We start from the raw sequence: 16,219 nt of genomic DNA on the forward strand, positions 1-16,219 counted from the left end.
ATATATAACGCGTCGCCGCATAATTACACCTGTCTCCACTATTCTCCTCCAAGAAAATAGTTTTAAGCCCGCTTTCATCAGCGGGCTTTTTTTTTGCCTGTGGCCGGCGCAATGTTGCGCACTGTCATGGCCGCGTCACATTCCCCTCCTATACTGGCTACATCTGCAATACATGCAACCGATACGCATGATTGCAGGCAGGTGCGCCGGATCCGTTCCGGCGCACCACTTCCCCCGCATCACTTGCCGATTTCCGGCGCGGCCGGACGGCGGCGCCCGCTACACCTCTCTTGGCCCGTCAGGGTTTTTTGAGCCCGCTTTCAACAGCGGGCTTTTTTTTCGATGGCGGCGTGGTATTGTTCGCATCATTTTTCCTGCGTGCCCCATGTCCGTCCTGCTGAATCAGATTTTCCTGACCGCATCCCATGCGCGCCTGCGCTACTGGAGCGCCATCGTGCTCTACCTGCTGATCCTGATCATCGGCTCCATTCCCGGCGCCCGCAGCGATGTCGGCGAAGTGGCCTCCGGCCTCGTACTGCATTCCTGTGCGTACGCCGGCCTGACCTTCCTGCTGTTTACGGGCGGCAGCGGCAGCGCCGCCATGCGGGCCGCCAAGGCCGTGCTGACCATCGCGCTGATGGGCGCGCTCGACGAGTATGTGCAAAGCTTCTTCCCCTACCGTCACGGCGCCGTGTCGGACTGGCTGGTCGACTGCACGGCCGCCATGGTGACGGCCAGCCTGATGTGCTGGCTGTGGCGGTGGCGCCAGGCTCCCCTGGCCGGCTGAGCACGCGAGCCGGCCCGTCAGAGGCCGTCCAGGCCGCCATGCAGGGAATCGGGCGCTTCCGGCGCCGGGCCGGCCACATGCTGCGGGCGGCCCGCGCCGCCGCCCGCGTCGCGCGCACGCTCCATCCCGATCTTGCGCAACAGCACGCGCGTCTGGCGCCGGCTGCTGTAGCCGGCCTGCAGGGAAGCGGCACGCTCCACATCCCTCCTCATCTCCATTAACTGTTCCGACTTGGCCAGCCGCACCAACCCATGCAGGGCATGGGCCAACACATGCCGCTGCCGGGCATCGCCAGCTTCACCATAGGTGGCATCGATTAATTGTTCGATAATGTCATCTGTCGCGCGTGTCAACATATTGGTATCCTATAAATGGCTACCTATCGATTATTGCGTGTCCGCGACAACATTCTTTTGAGCAGAATCAACTCTTTCGCTAGAGGAATGATCGTGATAATCAGACAATTCTTTGCGCCAGATTCAAGCCAGCAGCGTTGACGATTGATCCCGCTCAACGTCTTCTATCGCGCGCCGAACGAATACCGACGCGGCTACTCTTACGTTGGCAGCCCATCGCAACTGCGGGCCTGCCTTGTTACCCCGACACGACCGGGCGTCAACACCAAACAAGGAGAAGAGCATGAACAACAATATACCGGTACGCTGGATGGCCGCACTGTGCCTGCTGCTGGCAGCTTGCAGCAGCACCGACAGCAATCGCATGAGCGCCACCGACAGCAGCAACACGCAGGACGGCAGCACCAGCAGTTATGGCAACAGCGGCAGCAGCACCGCGGCGACCGGCACCATGGCGGGCAGCACGACGACCATGGCGCAGACCGCATACGGCGTAGTGCAGACCATAGAGCAAGTGACGCGCCAGGACGTGGGCGTGGGCGCCGTCGGCGCCGCTGCGGCGGGCGGCAGCATGGGCTCGCCGATGGACAAGGTCTACCGCGTCAAGGTCAAGCTGGATGATGGCTCGGAACAGATCGTCGTGGTCGACACCATGCCGACCTACCAGGTGGGTGACCGTATCCGCTACAGCAACGGCAACCTGCAGCGCTACTGAAGCGCGGCGGTCCGCAAGCCGTTATTAGACCGGCCCGCGCGGGGCTCAGTACAGCTGTTCGATGGTGTAGCCGCGCTGCCTGAGCAATTGCGGCAAGCCGTTGGCGCCGGCCAGATGCAGCAGGCCCACGCCCACAAAGGCGACCTGGTCCTGCTGCAGGATGCGCTCGATGGCGCTGGCCATTTCAGGATTGCGCTTGCCCAGCAAGGTGGTCTGCATGAAGGTGGCATTGACGGATGCCCCGTCCGTGAACTGCCGCAGGGCGGCATCAATGCGCTGCGTATCGGCCGCCCGCCATGCGTCGATCAGGCCGCGGGAACGCTTGAGGGCTGCGCCGTCTTCCAGGTCGGCCAGGTTCTCGCGCAGATACTGTTCCTGCTGCGCCTCGTCGAGCGCATCGAACATGGCCAGCTGATAGTCGGCGCTTTCCAGTTCGCGCACCGTCTTGTCCTGCTGCTTGGCTGCCGCCAGCAGGACATATTCGGCGGCACCGCTGCGCCGGTAACCGTTGCGGTCCAGTTCCAGGCCCTGCAGCAAATTGCCGAGCAGCCAGGGCTTATAGCGTTCGACATCATGCAGCGCAATGCCGGCGCGCGCCAGCGCCTGCACCAACTGGCGCAACGTGGCCGGCGACACATGGCGGGCAATGGTGTCGCCGTCCGCATACATGCCGTGCCTGGCCAGGGCCAGCTGGAAGGCGTCGTTGGAACGGATATCGAGCTCGACTACGAGCGCGCTCGCATCGGCCAGCGCACGCGCCACTTCCGGCGCCAGCAGGGTGTCGTCCGGCTTGCCGACATGGATGGTGCCATACAGATAGCCCGTGTGTCCTTCGTGGCTCACCCGGTATAGCGCACCGTGGCGCGGCGAGGCCGCCGCGCCGGCAATGGCGGCGCCCTCCGTGGGTAAGCTTTCCACCGCGCGCGCGGGGCCGGCGCACAGCACGCTGAATATGGCTGGCAGCACGTACGGCAAGATAGACAAACGCATGCATCCCCCTTGCCGGGCCGGGCGTGGTGCGGCGGGCAGGTAATAAACATTGAACAGGAAGAAAGTGCGCCCAGGACGGGGCATCACCGTTGCCTATGGTAAATCAGGACGGGGCTGATGACAGCATTTTTTTGAGGTGCGGCAACAAAAAAAACAGCCGTGACGATGGTGGCGCGGCGGCGGCCACGCCCGCGGCCAGACGGCCGCCAGCGCTGCGTGGCACGCCGGACAAGCTTGTCAGCGCGCCATTTCCACCATGACGGCCGTGTACATCTGCAAGTTCAGCAGCAGCTGCTTTTCCGTGATGAACTCGTGTTCGGAATGGCCCGTATAGACCGTGCGCGGCATGGCGGGACCGAAGCTGACGGCATGAGGGAACAGGCGCGAATTGGTGCCGCCACCGATGGCCACGGGATGCGCATCGCGCATGCCCGTGTAGTGGCCGAACACGGCCAGCAGCGTATCGAGTTGGGGCGCGCTGTCCTGCTGCCACGGGTCGCCGATCTCGGCCGTGAGAGTGGCCTGCGGCAGGTGCGCCGCCTTCCAGCCGTCGAAAGCCTGGCGGACCTGGGCTTCCAGCTCATCCTTGCTCTTGCCGCGCGGGCGGCGCAGGTTGATGTTCAGTTCCAACCCCGCCCCATCCTGCTTGAGTACGGTGGGCGCCACCGTCATCGGTCCCATGAACGCGTCGCGGTAGGCGATGGCGCCGAAGCGCTCGCCATACAGTCCCGTGCCCACCAGCTCATTGAGGAAGCTGACCATGGCCGCCGGCGCCGTGCCTTGCCAGGGCTGCACTTGCAGCGCATCGGCCAGCATGCTGATCGCGTTGACGCCGTCTTCCGGCTTGGACGAGTGGGCCGACAGGCCGCGCGCCGTCACCGTCAATTCATCGTCGCGCCAGGCAAACTGGTAATGCATGCCGCGCTGCGCCGCGCCGCGCTGGCGGATGCGTTCTTGCAGTGCCGGCGTGGCGTGGGCGATGACGGCGCTGGCGTCTTCCGGAATCTGGCTGCCGAAGAAGCCGCCCTTGAAGCCCTGCAGCACGGGGCCGTCGCCGGCCGGCGCCGGCTGGGCCGGCATGGCGATCTTGAGCGCGCCCCAGCCTTTTTCGGCCGTCACGGCCGGATATTCGGAGTCGAGCGTGATGTTCATCTGGGGCGGCGTGTGCTCTTTCAGGAAGGCCTGCAGCGGCGCCCAGTCCGACTCTTCGGCCATGTAGACGTACAGCTCGAGCCGCTTGCCCAGCTTGACGTGACGGTCCTTGATGGCCTTCATCGCATACAGGGCGGTGGCGATCGGGCCCTTGTCGTCCTCCGCGCCGCGCCCCAGCAACCGGCCCGGTTCGCTAACGCGGTCCAGTTCGAACGGCGACCTGGCCCACTTGGACGGATCGACCGGCTGCACGTCGCCGTGGGTGATGATGCCGACCCGCTCGCTGCCGCTGCCCAGGCCGATCACCATCACATAGCCGTAGTCGTGGAAATCCAGGCCCAGCCGTTCGGCCTCGCCCTGCAGGTAGTGCTTGAAGGCCAGATGTTGCGGATTGTGTTCATACGGCACGGCGGGATCGGCCACCGTGTTGAAGCGCACCATCTGGCCCAGGGTATCGATCAGCGCGCCGCGGTAGGTGGCCAGCGCATACGCCGCAGTACCGGTGGCGGCCTTGCTCAGCGGCGCGGCCGTGGCCACGCCCAGCCATGGCGCCAGCAACAGGGGCAGCAGCACAAGTTTTTTCAGCATAAACAATTTCGCAATGGTGATGATCGGGCAATGAGTCTAGCACGGGGCCAGGCGCCTTGCAGCGCGCCGCCCGTTATTGGTAGCGGGCGGAAATCTGCCCCACTTCGCCTTCCTTGACGATCTGCACGATGGCCTTGTTGACGGCCTCCACGCTGACCTGGCCCCGCGGCGAGACGGCGCATTGCCCCAGGTAGGTCTTGACCAGCAGCGGCGGATAGACGGACAGCCGTTTGCCCGTCTTCTGGTGGTAGTCCAGCGTGCTTTGCTGGGTGACGACATGGTGCAGCCGTCCAGCCACCATCTTGCGCAAGTTGCTGTAATTGGAAGGACCGTCTTCGCGCACGAAACCGGCGCCCAGCACCCGCACCAGGTCCGGATGGTAATAGCCGAGCACGGTGGCGATGGTTTGGCCCTTCAAGTCCGCCAGCGTGGCCGGACGGGGCACCGTGGTGTCGGTCACCACCACTTCCCGCATGGGAAAGAACGGCTGGCTCCAGTGGAAATTGCCCGGCAACCAGCCCGGTATGTACATGCAGATCAGGTCGGCCTTGCCCTGCTCGAGCGCCAGCGCGATGCGTTTGCGGGGCAATCCCAGGAACACGGCTTGCCGGCCCAGCCTGGCCGCCAGCGCCAGGCCCAGGTCGTGGTGCACGCCGTCCACCAGTTGATTGTCGCGGAAGGCGGCCATGGGCATTTCCGTCCCCGTGTCCACCAGCACCACCAGCGAGGCGGCCGTAGCTGCCGTGGCGGCCGTAGCTGCCGTTGCGGCCGCGGCCGTAACCGCGGCGATTGCCGTGGCCGCCGACGCGGCGCAGACGGCCTCCCAGACCAGGGCCATGCCCTTCATGCAGGCGCAGGCCCGCCGGCGGAATGCGCTGTTGCCATCCGTTCCTTGCCGCCCCGTAAAGTGTCGCCCGCCCATGTCCGAATTATATGCGCTGTTGCGCACCAGCATTTCCCTCGTTCGACCGATTTGTTGCGCGCTCAGCAGCAATCGGTGGGCGCCGGTAGAATGGCCGGCTATCGACTACAGGAGTCCGCCGTGAACGCGACGCACGCCAGGCAACAAGACATCGCCCCGGCCATGGTATGGCTGCTGGCCATCGCCACCGGCCTGATCGTGGCCAACCTCTACTACGCCCAGACACTGGTGGGTCCCATCAGCCGCGCCACCGGCCTGGCGCCGGGCGCGGCCGGCCTGATCGTCACGCTGACCCAGATCGGCTACTGCCTGGGCCTGCTGTTCATCGTGCCGCTGGGCGACTTGCTGGAAAACCGCCGCCTGATCGTCAGCGCCCTGCTCACCAGCGCGGCAGCCCTGCTGGTCGCGTCCGTGGCCGGCAGCGCGCCCCTGTTCCTTGGCGCGGCCCTGTGCATCGGCCTCGGTTCCGTAGCGGCCCAGGTGCTGGTGCCGTTTGCGGCCCACCTGTCGCTGCCGGAAACGCGGGGCCAGACGGTGGGCAAGGTGATGAGCGGCCTGCTGCTGGGCATCATGCTGGCCCGCCCCGTGGCCAGCCTGGTGGCCGGCGCACTCGGCTGGCACGCCATCTTCATCCTGTCGGCCGTGGGCACGACGCTGCTGGCCCTGGTGCTGCACCGGCGCCTGCCGCTGCGCCAGCCGGTGGCCACGCTGCGCTATCCCGCGCTGCTGGGCTCGATGTGGCAGTTGCTGAAAACCACGCCCATCCTGCGCCGCCGCGCCGCCTACCAGGCCTGCATGTTCGGCGCCTTCAGCCTGTTCTGGACCACCGTGCCGCTGGCGCTGATGGGACCGTATTTCCGGCAGGACCAGACGGGGGTGGCGCTGTTCGCGCTGGCCGGCGTGGCCGGCGCCATCGCCTCGCCCATCGCCGGCCGCCTGGCCGACCGCGGCCACAGCCGTCCCACCACGGCGCTGGCGCTGGGCCTGGGCGCGCTGGCGTTCGCCGCGCCGTTGCTGGTGCATGCCGGCCGCCTGGCCGACCTGGCCTTGCTGGTGGCCGCCTCCATCGTGCTCGACATGGGCGTCTCGGCCAGCCTGGTGGTGGGCCAGCGCGCCATTTTCGCGCTGGGCGCGGACATCCGCAGCCGCTTGAACGGGCTCTACATGGCGCTGTTCTTCATGGGCGGCGCGGCCGGTTCGTCGCTGGGGGGATGGATGTTCGCCCACCATGGCTGGCAGGGTGTGTTGTTGACGGGGCTGGCCTTTCCCGGCCTGGCGCTGGGCGTGTTCGTGACGGAATACCTGGCGCCGGCCGCGCAGCGGCAGCCGGCCTGAGCGTCAGTGCGACCAGAGCCGGACCTGGCCCTGCAGCGACACGTTGCCGTTGATGTTCAGGCTGCCCAGGTTGCCCGTCACGGGCGCCGTCGGATCGGTCTGCACGCTCAGCGATTCGAACCCGAAATTGGAGTAGCGCACATAACCGGGCAGGCCGATGGTGATGGTGTCGCCGCCGCCGTCGGCGCGCTGCTGCACGCCCAGGCTGACGGCCCACATGTCGATGCTGCCGCGCAGGTTCTTGATCACCAGATAGCGGTTCTGGCCGTCGCCGTTGAAGCCCAGCGACAGCCGGCTGTCGGCCACGGCGCCCACCAGGGTGGGATCGTTCAGCACGATATGGGCCGCGAAGCTGATGCCGTCGCCGCCCGTCACGCCCGACATTTCCTGGTCGTCCAGCGGGCGCAGGCCGCCGGCCAGGGCCTGGGTGCAGCCGGCCAGGGCCAGCAAGGTGAGCCAAACTCGTTTCATCAGATTTGTTCCGAGAAACCTCGCCCTTCAGGGCGAGGAGTGAAAGGAACCGACTCCGCAGGAGCCGATGCGCGGGCGGCAGTCACGGAACTCATGCGTTCCGCACCGGTCAAACGTACATGAAACTGGTCTACCGATACCGCGTCAAATCGTTGACGGGCTTGCTGAACCGGCAAGCGCGGGCGGTCAATTTCGTGTGGAACTATTGCAACGACCGGCAGAAGGATGCCTTGCGATTCGGCCGGCGCTGGCATACAGGGTTCGACCTGATCAAGTTGACGACGGGATGCAGCAAGGAGCTTGGACTGCATTCCGGCACGGTCAACGATGTCTGTCAGCAATACGCCAAGTCGCGCACCCTGTCGCGCCGTCCCTACCTGCGCTATCGCGGCAGGAAGTCCTTGCCCTGGGTGCCGCTGAAGGGACGGGAGTTGAAGCGCGAAGGCGATGCCTTCCGGTTTGCCGGCAACACGTTTCGGGTCTTCCATTCCCGGCCTCTGCCCGAAGGAAAAATTTTGGATGGCACCAACTTTTCGTGTGATCGGCGCGGCAACTGGTATCTCAATATCGTCGTCGAAGTGACCCCAGCCCCGACCCGGGCGCCAACTCGCGGCGTCGGCATCGACCTGGGCTTGAAGGAATTGGCCACGCTGAGCGACGGCAGCACCATCGCCGCGCCCCATTTCTACCGCAACGCCGAGGCGGCGCTGGCAGTGGCGCAGCGTGCGCGTAAGAAGCGGCGCATCAAGGCCATCCATGCCAAAGTCGCCAACCAACGGCTCAATTACTTGCATACCCGCACCAGTGCCATCGTCGCCGCCTTCGATTACATTGTCGTCGGCAACGTCAACGCCAGTGCGCTCGCCAGAACCAGCATGGCGAAGTCGGTTTATGACATTGGCTGGTCGTCCTTTCGTAGTCAACTGGCGTACAAGGCTGTTAAGCATGGCGCCTGGTTCGAGGAAGTGGACGAGCGTTTCACCACCCAGGTCTGCTCGCATTGCGGCGCCATGCCCGATACGAGGCCCAACGGTATCGCAGACCTTGGAATAAGAGTGTGGACTTGCAGTGATTGCGGTATGGTACATGATCGTGATCGTAATGCTGCAATAAACATACTCCGTCGCGGACGTGCGACGCCAGTTGTGGGAATCTCCGTCCTTTAGGGCGGAGAGGACGTCAAGTCAGCGCCTGAATTTGATGTCGAGATACTGGATCTGCATCGAGCCGATGCGCGAGGAGCCCAGGTCCACCGTGGGCTGGTTGGGGCTGGTGAACGAGATGTTGTCGACCACCAGGCCGCCAGCCGGCGCCGTGCCGTTGCCGTAGCGGCTGTCGGGCCAGTCGATGCCGATGTGCAGGCGCGGACCCGTCTCGTCCGTCAAGGCATTGATCACGGCCGGCTGGGCCGCCACGGCCGCGATGGTCCACGGCGTGTTGTTGAAGGCGCCGTTGGCGTCCACTCCGCCCAGGTGGATGCCGCTCAACGTCATCTGCTCCGTCGCGTCCGCGCGCCCGCGCGGGCGCAGCGCCAGCTGGCCCACGTCCATGCGCAGCGCCGCGCCAAAGGCGATGCCGTCGTTTACTTGCGGCGTGGTGAACTGCAGCCCGCCGCCGTACAGCACCATGTCCGTCACCACCACGCTGCCGGCGTTGCGGGCGATACCGTCGGCCGTCACGCCCCAGTCGTAGGCGAACTGCCAGCGCTGGTCGGCGTTGGCGTTGATGGGAAAACGCAGGTCGATCACGTCGGCCAGGCCGCTGGCGCCGGGCACGATGTCGAGCCGGTACGGGTCTGAGTACGGTTGCGGATTGTCGCTGCGCGCCGCGCTGAATTTCTCCACCCAGGCGCTGCGGCCGTCGGGCGACGTGTAGGTCAGGCGGGCGTCGCCGCCCATGGAAAAGCCGTTCAGGTCGAAGCTCACGCCGTCGCCACCGCGCACGGCCGACAGCGCGCTGTCGGCCAGCGGCTGCATGGCGCCGGCGCCCTGCCAGTACAGCAGGCCGAGCATGAGGAGCAGGCAGCGGGCGGGCGTCATCTCAGCGCCCCTTGGGCAGGTTGGGTGGCGTCACGCCGTTGGTGCTGATGGCCTGCAGCTTGTCGCGCCAGTTCATCCAGATACCGGCCTGGGCCGCGTCGGGCAGCTGGCTGGTGCCGGACGGGGCCTGGAACTGCACGCCCGTCTTCAGCACGGAAATCCAGAAGTCGCGGCTGGGGCCGTTCGCGTCGCCGGCCCGCACCCCTCCCAGCTGGGCCAGCGACAGGCAAGACCCGCTGCAGCTGCCGTCCCAGCGCTTGCCGCCCATGGTGTCGGTGTGGCTGTCGAGCGTGATGGCACTGCCGTCGGCCGCCTGGCCCTGCACCAGCATGGAGCCGGACAGCTGGCTCAGCTTCATGCCCACGTCGCCGCTGATGCCGTCGAAACCGAAGCGCATGCCAATCACTTCGCGGCTGGCGTTGTCGGCCGCGTTGCGGTACACGAATTCAAAATAGGGATTGCTGATGTGCACCAGGCGCTGGGCCTCGGTGCCGTCGCTGCGGCCGAACTGCAGCAGCGACATGTCGATGTCGGCCCCGCTGCCGTTGCGGGCGCCGTAGTTGTATTCGCCGAGGCGCAGGTTGCGGAAATTGGCGCTCAGGGTGACGTCCGCGTCCAGCGCCACGCGGGTGAAATCGAAACCGCCGTAGCTGCTGTTGCTCATGGCCATCAGGCCCTGGCCGTGGGTGGCCGACAGCTCTTCTTCGCTCAGGGGCCGCATCTGGGCCGTCGCCAGTTGCGCCGTCAGGCCGGCCGCCAGCAGCACAGCCGCGCGGCACAGGCGAGCGCGCAGGCCCGGCTGAAATGGGAAGGGTTTCATCATCGGTTCAATCGTGCAGTGGGCGGACATGCCGCGCCCGGACTGGATGAACAGGATGCCGGCGCCAGGCGCCGGCATCTTGCAATGCGACGGCCGCGCAAACGGCCGTTTTGGTCAGCAGGAAGGAGCGATTAGTGCGCCCAGATCCACACTTGGGTACCGCGCAGGTCGACCTGGTTCATGGCGACCGAACCGAACGAAGCAGCGTTGTTGCCCATCTTGATGGCGTCCACCGAGATGTTCAGCAGCTTGCCGGCGCCCACTTGCACGTCGGCTGGAATGGCGATCTGCACCACGTCGCCGCCCGATACCGGGTTGTAGAAAGTGCCTGGGTTGGTCACGCCAGCGGCGCCGGCAGCGGCCAGGAACGAGTTCTTCGACAGGATGTCGATGCTGGCAGCGATCAGGCCTTTGACCTTGATGCCGTTGAAGCTGATCGAACCGCCACCCATGCCGTTGGCGTCGAGCGCGTCGGTGTCGGTGTAGACGAACGAATCCATCTTGATGTTCAGGTTGGCGGCGATCGACACGCCATCTTGACCGCTAACAGCGCTCAGTTCGGTATCCTGGATCGGGGTCATGGCCGATGCGGACAGGGCCAGGGTTGCCAGAGCGGCTGCGACTGCGGTTTTGATGATTTGCATTTGGTAGTCTCCGAAAGTAGTTTTGGTTTTTGCTTATGGTTTTTTGTTGCCGGCAGCGCCGCAATGGCGCCGCCGTACTGGGTATCCGTCAAGTCAGACCGGCAGGGCTGACAGGCAGCCAGGCCGGTCCAGCCAGGGCCGGATTAGTGTGCCCAGATCCACACTTGGGTGCCGCGCAGGTCGACCTGGTTCATGGCGACCGAACCGAACGAAGCAGCGTTGTTGCCCATCTTGATGGCGTCCACCGAAATGTTCAGCAGCTTGCCGGCAGCCACTTGCACGTCGGCCGGGATGGCGATCTGCACCACGTCGCCGCCCGAAGCTGGGTTGTAGAAGGTGCCTGGGTTGGTCACGCCAGCGGCGCCGGCAGCGGCCAGGAACGAGTTCTTCGACAGGATGTCGATGCTGGCTGCGATCAGGCCTTGTACTTTGATGCCGTTGAAGCTGACCGAACCGCCACCCATGCCGTTGGCGTCGAGCGCGTCGGTGTCGGTGTAGACGAAGGAATCCATCTTGATGTTCAGGTTGGCGGCGATCGACACGCCATCCTGGCCGCTGACGGTGCTCAGCTCGGTATCCTGGATCGGGGTCATGGCCGATGCGGACAGGGCCAGGGTTGCCAGAGCGGCTGCGACTGCGGATTTGATGATTTGCATTTGGTGGTCTCCGAAAGTTTGGTTTTAATTAAGAGGTATTTATATTCTTTTAAGGTTGCAGGTCCATGTTAGGAGCTGCCGTCTTGCCCGTCCAGCTTGCTGCGCTGACTTTGCAGGCCAACCAAACGGCCTGGGAAGCCAGCGCAACAGACGCCCGATTAGTGGGCCCAGATCCACACCTGGGTGCCGCGCAGGTCGACCTGGTTCATGGCCACCGAGCCGTAGGAAGCGGCGTTGTTGCCCATCTTGATGGCGTCCACCGAGATGTTCAGCAGCTTGCCGGCAGCCACTTGCACGTCGGCCGGGATGGCGATCTGCACCACGTCGCCGCCCGAAGCCGGGTTGTAGAAGGTGCCTGGGTTGGTCACGCCAGCGGCGCCGGCAGCGGCCAGGAACGAGTTCTTCGACAGGATGTCGATGCTGGCAGCGATCAGGCCTTGGACCTTGATGCCGTTGAAGCTGATCGAACCGCCACCCATGCCGTTGGCGTCGAGCGCGTCGGTATCGGTGTAGACGAAGGAATCCATCTTGATGTTCAGGTTGGCGGCGATCGACACGCCATCCTGGCCGCTGACGGTGCTCAGTTCGGTATCCTGGATCGGGGTCATGGCCGATGCGGACAGGGCCAGGGTTGCCAGGGCGGCGGCGACTGCGGTTTTGATGATCTGCATGTTGTTCTCCAAGATTAAGTTATTTAAAAATTATGTATTTGTGTCATGACCACCAGGCCCGTGGCCCCGGATAAAGGGCCACTGTTCTGGAATGGCTGCCTGTCGTCGGCCACCCCCAACTGCGGCGCAGCGGGCTGGACTGCCATGAAATTCTTAATATTTAAATATTAATTAAATTTATGATATTGGCCGCCCCGGGCCCCGGTCTACCGCCACACGCTGACTTGCAAAGCCAACCGCTTGACCCCGCGAGCCACCCAGAGGGAGAGATGGGTTGTGGCACTGTTGCTTGCGATAGCATAAGTTTCCGCACGCGCGCTAGAAGTAACTTTCTAAAAAAACAGATGCTGATCCAGCTCAAAAATGCGTTAATAAGTTACAAAAAAACAAAGAACAGTTGTTGCCTTAATAAAGCACGACCGTTCTAATCGAGATTACTGGAGACACGATGAAAGCAGTCATGGGACTAGTGGAAGCGCCTGCCCTCTCACCGCACGGGAGCGGCCGCCGGCCGTGCATACGCGCGGCCTGGCCCGCCACCCGCTAGGGGGGGAACGGTCCCATGTTGATGATCTTGCTGGGCGTGGTGGCCGCCCTGATCGGTGGTGCCGGCGCCATGTCGCGCCACGAGCCGCTGGACCGCCCCAAGGGCCAGCTGGAAATGCCGCAAGCCCTGCTGGGCGGCGGCCATTACAACCAGACGGTGACCGTGGAACCGTACTCGGAACTGAAGTACCACAACATCGTGCACCAGGCCTATGACTTCAGCTGCGGCTCGGCCGCGCTGGTCACCCTGCTGACTTACCACCTGGGCCTGAACGTGACGGAACAGCAAGCCATGGAAGGCATGCTGGAAAAAGGCGAGAAGGAAAAGATCATCGAGCGGCGCGGCTTTTCCCTGCTCGACATGAAACGCTATGTGGCCTCGCTGGGCGCCTCCGGCGCCGGCTACCGGGCCGAGATCAAGGACTTGCTGACGCTGACCGAGCCGGGCATCGTGCCGATCGACTTCGGCACCAAGCACTTCGTGGTGCTGCGCGGCATCCGCCAGGACGTGGTCTACATCGCCGATCCCTCGCGCGGCAACCTGGTGTTCTCGCTAGCCGAGTTCGCCAAGCTGTGGGACAAGAATGCCCTGTTCATCATCAGCCCCGGCAAGGGCCAGACGGCGGCCGGCAAGCTGGCCCTGACGGACAAGGAGCTGGGCCTGGTCGACATGGACCAGGTCACCAACCACGGGCGCCTCGACGCCCTCAACAACGCGGCCCACTTGCTGGAGCGGGCCGTCAATTCGGGCGCCGCCGGCACCTGGATGCACCGCCAGTAACGCGCCCCGCACACCGTATAACCGTATCTGTCTGCCCCAACTTTCGCCAGAGGATTACCCATGATTGCACGCATCACGCCCCTCGCCCGCACCGCCCTCGCCGGTGCCCTCGCGTCCGCCCTGCTGCTGGCCGCGCCCGCGCGCGCCCAGCAGAGCCCGCCCGCCGACGCCGCCAAGCCGGCCGACGCGGCCGCCGTGCGCGACGCGCTGGCCAAGAAGGAAGGCGAAGGCGACCAGAGCGCCCTGCTGAAGGAAACCCTGACCTCGGTCGACAAACAGTACACGCTGATCCGGCGCAACCAGATGCAGTTCAGCTACGACCTCACCTACAGCTACATCGGCCAGGAAAAGATCGTCACCGACCTGGCCGGCGGCGGGGTGTCGCTGTTTAACATCGAAAACACCAGCTCGCACACCATCACCAACACCTTCTCGGCCGACTACGGCCTGTTCGACAACCTGACGGGCAACGTCACCCTGCCCGTGCTGTCGCGTTATTCCGACAGCGGCTCGGCCAGCGGCGTGTCGAACTCGCTGGGCGACATTTCGCTGGGCGGACGCTACCAGCCGCTGGAAGCGAAGCGCGACGCGCCCGGCCTGACCGTGACGGGCAACGTGCGCCTGCCCACGGGCCGCAGCCCGTTCAAGATCATCGCCGGCAGCGGCCAGGCCACGGGCAGCGGCGTGACGGCGTTCTCGGCCGGCCTGAACGTGAACCGCATCGTCGACCCGGTGGCCCTGTTCGGCTCGCTTAGCACCACCATCAGCCTGCCGGCCAGCCACCTGTACCAGGTCAACGGCACCCGCATCCTGACCAAGGTGCAGCCGGGCGCCTCGGTCGGCTTCGGCCTGGGCTTCGCCTACGCCCTGTCGTACGACATTTCCACCACCATGTCCTTCCAGGAAGCGATCTCGGCCGGCTCCAAGCTGCACTTCGCCGACGGCCTGGTGGCCAAGACCACCATGCAGACCTCGGCCATCCTCAACATGGGCCTCGGTTACAAGGTCTCGCCCAAGACCACCGTCAACCTGTCGGTGGGCATCGGCCTGACGGCCGACTCGCCCAACCTCACGGTGGGCCTGAACCTGCCGCTGTCGTTCTGACATGGCGCGGTCCTTTTCGCCCCTGCAGCCCCTGCTGCGCCGGCTGGCCATGGCCGCGGCCGTGGCGGCCGCCTGCGCGCCGGCCGCGCGGGCGGCGCTGACGGAGAACCTGACCACCAACGTCACGGCCATGGCGCTGGGCAACGCCGTCACGGCCGACCCGCCCGGCATCGGCTCCATCCACTTCAACCCGGCCGGCCTGGCCCGGCTCGAAGGCGACAGCGAGACCATCCACAACTGGGCCGCCTCGATCCGCACCAGCGCCAGCTTCCACGCCCCGGCCGGCTTCGACGTGGGCGGCTGGACCGAGGACCCGGTGTCCGGCCGCAGCACGGGGCCGGTACGCCAGATGACCTATGTGCCCGGCTACGGCATGCCCGGCTGGCGCCTGCCGGCCGTGCTGGTGCCGGGCCTGGGCATGGCCTGGAACAAGCGCGGCTCGCCGTGGACCTTCGCCACCGACAGCTATATGTCGCAAGCGATGAGCCTGGACCGCACCACCCAGCAGGACGACCCGGGCCAGTTCCAGGGCCGCCAGTTCCAGCTGCAGCGCCTGGTCTACCTGGCGCCTTCCGTCGGCTACAAGTATTCCGACACGCTGCGCTTCGGGGTGGCCGTGCCGATCGCCCACGAAGCGTTCGTGGTCGACACCAATATGCGCTTCCCCAACGAACTGCTGGGCGTGTTCGGCAAGCTGCAGCAGGGCTGGTGCCCCGAGAACGGCGGCAACATCATCGACACCTTCGGCTTTGGCGTGTGCGGCGGCGGCAAGGACGGCATGGTCAGCCCGTTCAAGAAGGCGGCCAACATGCGGCTGGAACTGACGGCCCCGGTCGACCCCACGCTCAACCTGGGCGTGCTGTGGGAACCGCGGCCATGGTTCGCCCTGGGCGCCGTCTACCAGGGCGGCTCCAACACCCATTTCACGGGCACCTACCAGTTCAACGCCGACCCCATGCTGCGCAACTTCGTGCAAGGCTTGAACTCCAGCCTGCTGGGCCCCATCGCCGGCGCCGTGCTGGGCTTCCCGTCGTCGATCCCGGCGGTCCAGAAGGGCAATATGTCGGCCACCATCCCCTTCCCCTACCACGTGCAGCTGGGCATCAAGCTGCGCCCCATCGAGCTGGTGCAGCTGAACGTGGACGCCAGCTATGCCAACTGGAAGGAATGGAGTGCGCTGACGTTCCAGTTCGACCAGAGCGTGCGCCTGCTGGAAGTGGCGCGCCTGTACGGCATCCCCGATTCGGGCAAGCTGAACATTCCGCGCGGCTACAAGAGCATGGTCAATTTCGCTTACGGCCTGCAACTGTTCCCCACCCGGCGGCTGACGTTGCGCTTTGGCTACGAGCCGCGCAAGTCGTCCATCCCGTCCGACAAGATCGACCTGCTGGCGCCGCTGCCCGACACCAAGCTGCTGAGCGCCGGCCTGAACTTCAAGCTCAGCAAGAACACCGACATCAGCCTGACGGGTTCCTATATGACGGGCAAGTTCAACAACCCGGCCAATTCGTCCTGCAACATGAACTGCAACACCTTCCTCAACATCATCTACAACCCCTATGCCGGGCTCGATGTGAAGGGCGACATCCACGTGCGCTATTTCGGCTTCGAGCTGAACGAGCGCTTCTGAACCGGCGCAACG

At 65.0% G+C, this 16,219-nt stretch carries 17 protein-coding genes; 7 read left to right on the forward strand and 10 right to left on the reverse strand.

What is annotated here, in order from left to right; genetic code table 11:
• The first annotated feature begins 385 nt into the window (after nucleotides 1-385).
• On the forward strand, nucleotides 386-787 hold the full coding sequence (locus AC3WOS_RS04555; protein ID WP_492714657.1) for a VanZ family protein: 402 nt from the start codon (nucleotides 386-388) through the stop codon (nucleotides 785-787).
• A 17-nt stretch (nucleotides 788-804) separates the two neighbouring features.
• Here AC3WOS_RS04555 and AC3WOS_RS04560 read toward each other — a convergent pair whose 3' ends face one another.
• Nucleotides 805-1,143 carry a hypothetical protein gene (locus AC3WOS_RS04560; RefSeq protein ID WP_492714658.1) on the reverse strand — a complete coding sequence of 113 codons (339 nt, stop codon included), beginning with the start codon at nucleotides 1,141-1,143 and terminating at the stop codon, nucleotides 805-807.
• A 283-nt stretch (nucleotides 1,144-1,426) separates the two neighbouring features.
• On the opposite strand from AC3WOS_RS04560, the gene AC3WOS_RS04565 reads away from it, so the two are divergent.
• Nucleotides 1,427-1,858, forward strand: coding sequence for a hypothetical protein (locus AC3WOS_RS04565; RefSeq protein ID WP_492714659.1), 432 nt, complete (start codon nucleotides 1,427-1,429; stop codon nucleotides 1,856-1,858).
• A gap of 45 nt (nucleotides 1,859-1,903) precedes the next feature.
• On the opposite strand, the gene AC3WOS_RS04570 is transcribed toward AC3WOS_RS04565, so the two are convergent.
• The 3 genes from AC3WOS_RS04570 to AC3WOS_RS04580 all read right to left on the reverse strand — a co-directional run bounded on the left by AC3WOS_RS04570 (nucleotide 1,904) and on the right by AC3WOS_RS04580 (nucleotide 5,435).
• The gene (locus tag AC3WOS_RS04570) at nucleotides 1,904-2,848 is read right to left on the reverse strand and encodes a TraB/GumN family protein (RefSeq protein ID WP_492714660.1); all 945 of its coding nucleotides are present in this window, start codon (nucleotides 2,846-2,848) and stop codon (nucleotides 1,904-1,906) included.
• 237 nt (nucleotides 2,849-3,085) lie between these two features.
• On the reverse strand, nucleotides 3,086-4,588 hold the full coding sequence (locus AC3WOS_RS04575) for a dipeptidase (protein WP_492714661.1): 1,503 nt from the start codon (nucleotides 4,586-4,588) through the stop codon (nucleotides 3,086-3,088).
• 73 nt (nucleotides 4,589-4,661) lie between these two features.
• Nucleotides 4,662-5,435 carry a substrate-binding periplasmic protein gene (locus AC3WOS_RS04580; RefSeq protein WP_492714662.1) on the reverse strand — a complete coding sequence of 258 codons (774 nt, stop codon included), beginning with the start codon at nucleotides 5,433-5,435 and terminating at the stop codon, nucleotides 4,662-4,664.
• Between the two features lie 237 nt (nucleotides 5,436-5,672).
• Between AC3WOS_RS04580 and AC3WOS_RS04585 the strand changes: the two genes are divergently transcribed.
• On the forward strand, nucleotides 5,673-6,845 hold the full coding sequence (locus tag AC3WOS_RS04585; protein ID WP_492714753.1) for an MFS transporter: 1,173 nt from the start codon (nucleotides 5,673-5,675) through the stop codon (nucleotides 6,843-6,845).
• 3 nt (nucleotides 6,846-6,848) lie between these two features.
• On the opposite strand, the gene AC3WOS_RS04590 is transcribed toward AC3WOS_RS04585, so the two are convergent.
• The gene (locus AC3WOS_RS04590; RefSeq protein WP_492714663.1) at nucleotides 6,849-7,316 is read right to left on the reverse strand and encodes a hypothetical protein; all 468 of its coding nucleotides are present in this window, start codon (nucleotides 7,314-7,316) and stop codon (nucleotides 6,849-6,851) included.
• Nucleotides 7,317-7,435: 119 nt separating this feature from the next.
• Between AC3WOS_RS04590 and AC3WOS_RS04595 the strand changes: the two genes are divergently transcribed.
• Nucleotides 7,436-8,482, forward strand: coding sequence for an RNA-guided endonuclease InsQ/TnpB family protein (locus AC3WOS_RS04595; RefSeq protein ID WP_492714664.1), 1,047 nt, complete (start codon nucleotides 7,436-7,438; stop codon nucleotides 8,480-8,482).
• A gap of 18 nt (nucleotides 8,483-8,500) precedes the next feature.
• Here AC3WOS_RS04595 and AC3WOS_RS04600 read toward each other — a convergent pair whose 3' ends face one another.
• From AC3WOS_RS04600 to AC3WOS_RS04620, 5 genes are all read right to left on the reverse strand, one after another.
• A complete protein-coding gene (locus AC3WOS_RS04600) occupies nucleotides 8,501-9,355 on the reverse strand; it encodes a hypothetical protein (RefSeq protein WP_492714665.1) in 855 nt (284 codons plus the stop codon).
• Nucleotide 9,356: 1 nt separating this feature from the next.
• Entirely contained in the window at nucleotides 9,357-10,253 is an 897-nt protein-coding gene (locus AC3WOS_RS04605; protein ID WP_492714666.1) for a hypothetical protein, read from the reverse strand.
• Nucleotides 10,254-10,306: 53 nt separating this feature from the next.
• Complete coding sequence (locus tag AC3WOS_RS04610) at nucleotides 10,307-10,819, reverse strand: DUF6160 family protein (protein ID WP_492714667.1); 513 nt, start codon at nucleotides 10,817-10,819, stop codon at nucleotides 10,307-10,309.
• Nucleotides 10,820-10,962: 143 nt separating this feature from the next.
• Nucleotides 10,963-11,475, reverse strand: coding sequence for a DUF6160 family protein (locus AC3WOS_RS04615; protein ID WP_492714668.1), 513 nt, complete (start codon nucleotides 11,473-11,475; stop codon nucleotides 10,963-10,965).
• A gap of 158 nt (nucleotides 11,476-11,633) precedes the next feature.
• Complete coding sequence (locus AC3WOS_RS04620; protein WP_492714669.1) at nucleotides 11,634-12,146, reverse strand: DUF6160 family protein; 513 nt, start codon at nucleotides 12,144-12,146, stop codon at nucleotides 11,634-11,636.
• 562 nt (nucleotides 12,147-12,708) lie between these two features.
• Here AC3WOS_RS04620 and AC3WOS_RS04625 point away from each other — a divergent pair.
• Genes AC3WOS_RS04625 through AC3WOS_RS04635 form a run of 3 tightly spaced genes read left to right on the forward strand, consistent with a single transcriptional unit; the run spans nucleotide 12,709 to nucleotide 16,207 of the window.
• The gene (locus AC3WOS_RS04625; protein WP_492714670.1) at nucleotides 12,709-13,473 is read left to right on the forward strand and encodes a C39 family peptidase; all 765 of its coding nucleotides are present in this window, start codon (nucleotides 12,709-12,711) and stop codon (nucleotides 13,471-13,473) included.
• A gap of 60 nt (nucleotides 13,474-13,533) precedes the next feature.
• Entirely contained in the window at nucleotides 13,534-14,577 is a 1,044-nt protein-coding gene (locus AC3WOS_RS04630; protein WP_492714671.1) for a transporter, read from the forward strand.
• 1 nt (nucleotide 14,578) lies between these two features.
• Complete coding sequence (locus AC3WOS_RS04635) at nucleotides 14,579-16,207, forward strand: OmpP1/FadL family transporter (protein ID WP_492714672.1); 1,629 nt, start codon at nucleotides 14,579-14,581, stop codon at nucleotides 16,205-16,207.
• Nucleotides 16,208-16,219 lie beyond the last annotated feature (12 nt).

The organism is Rugamonas sp. FW305-51, assembly GCF_058786935.1.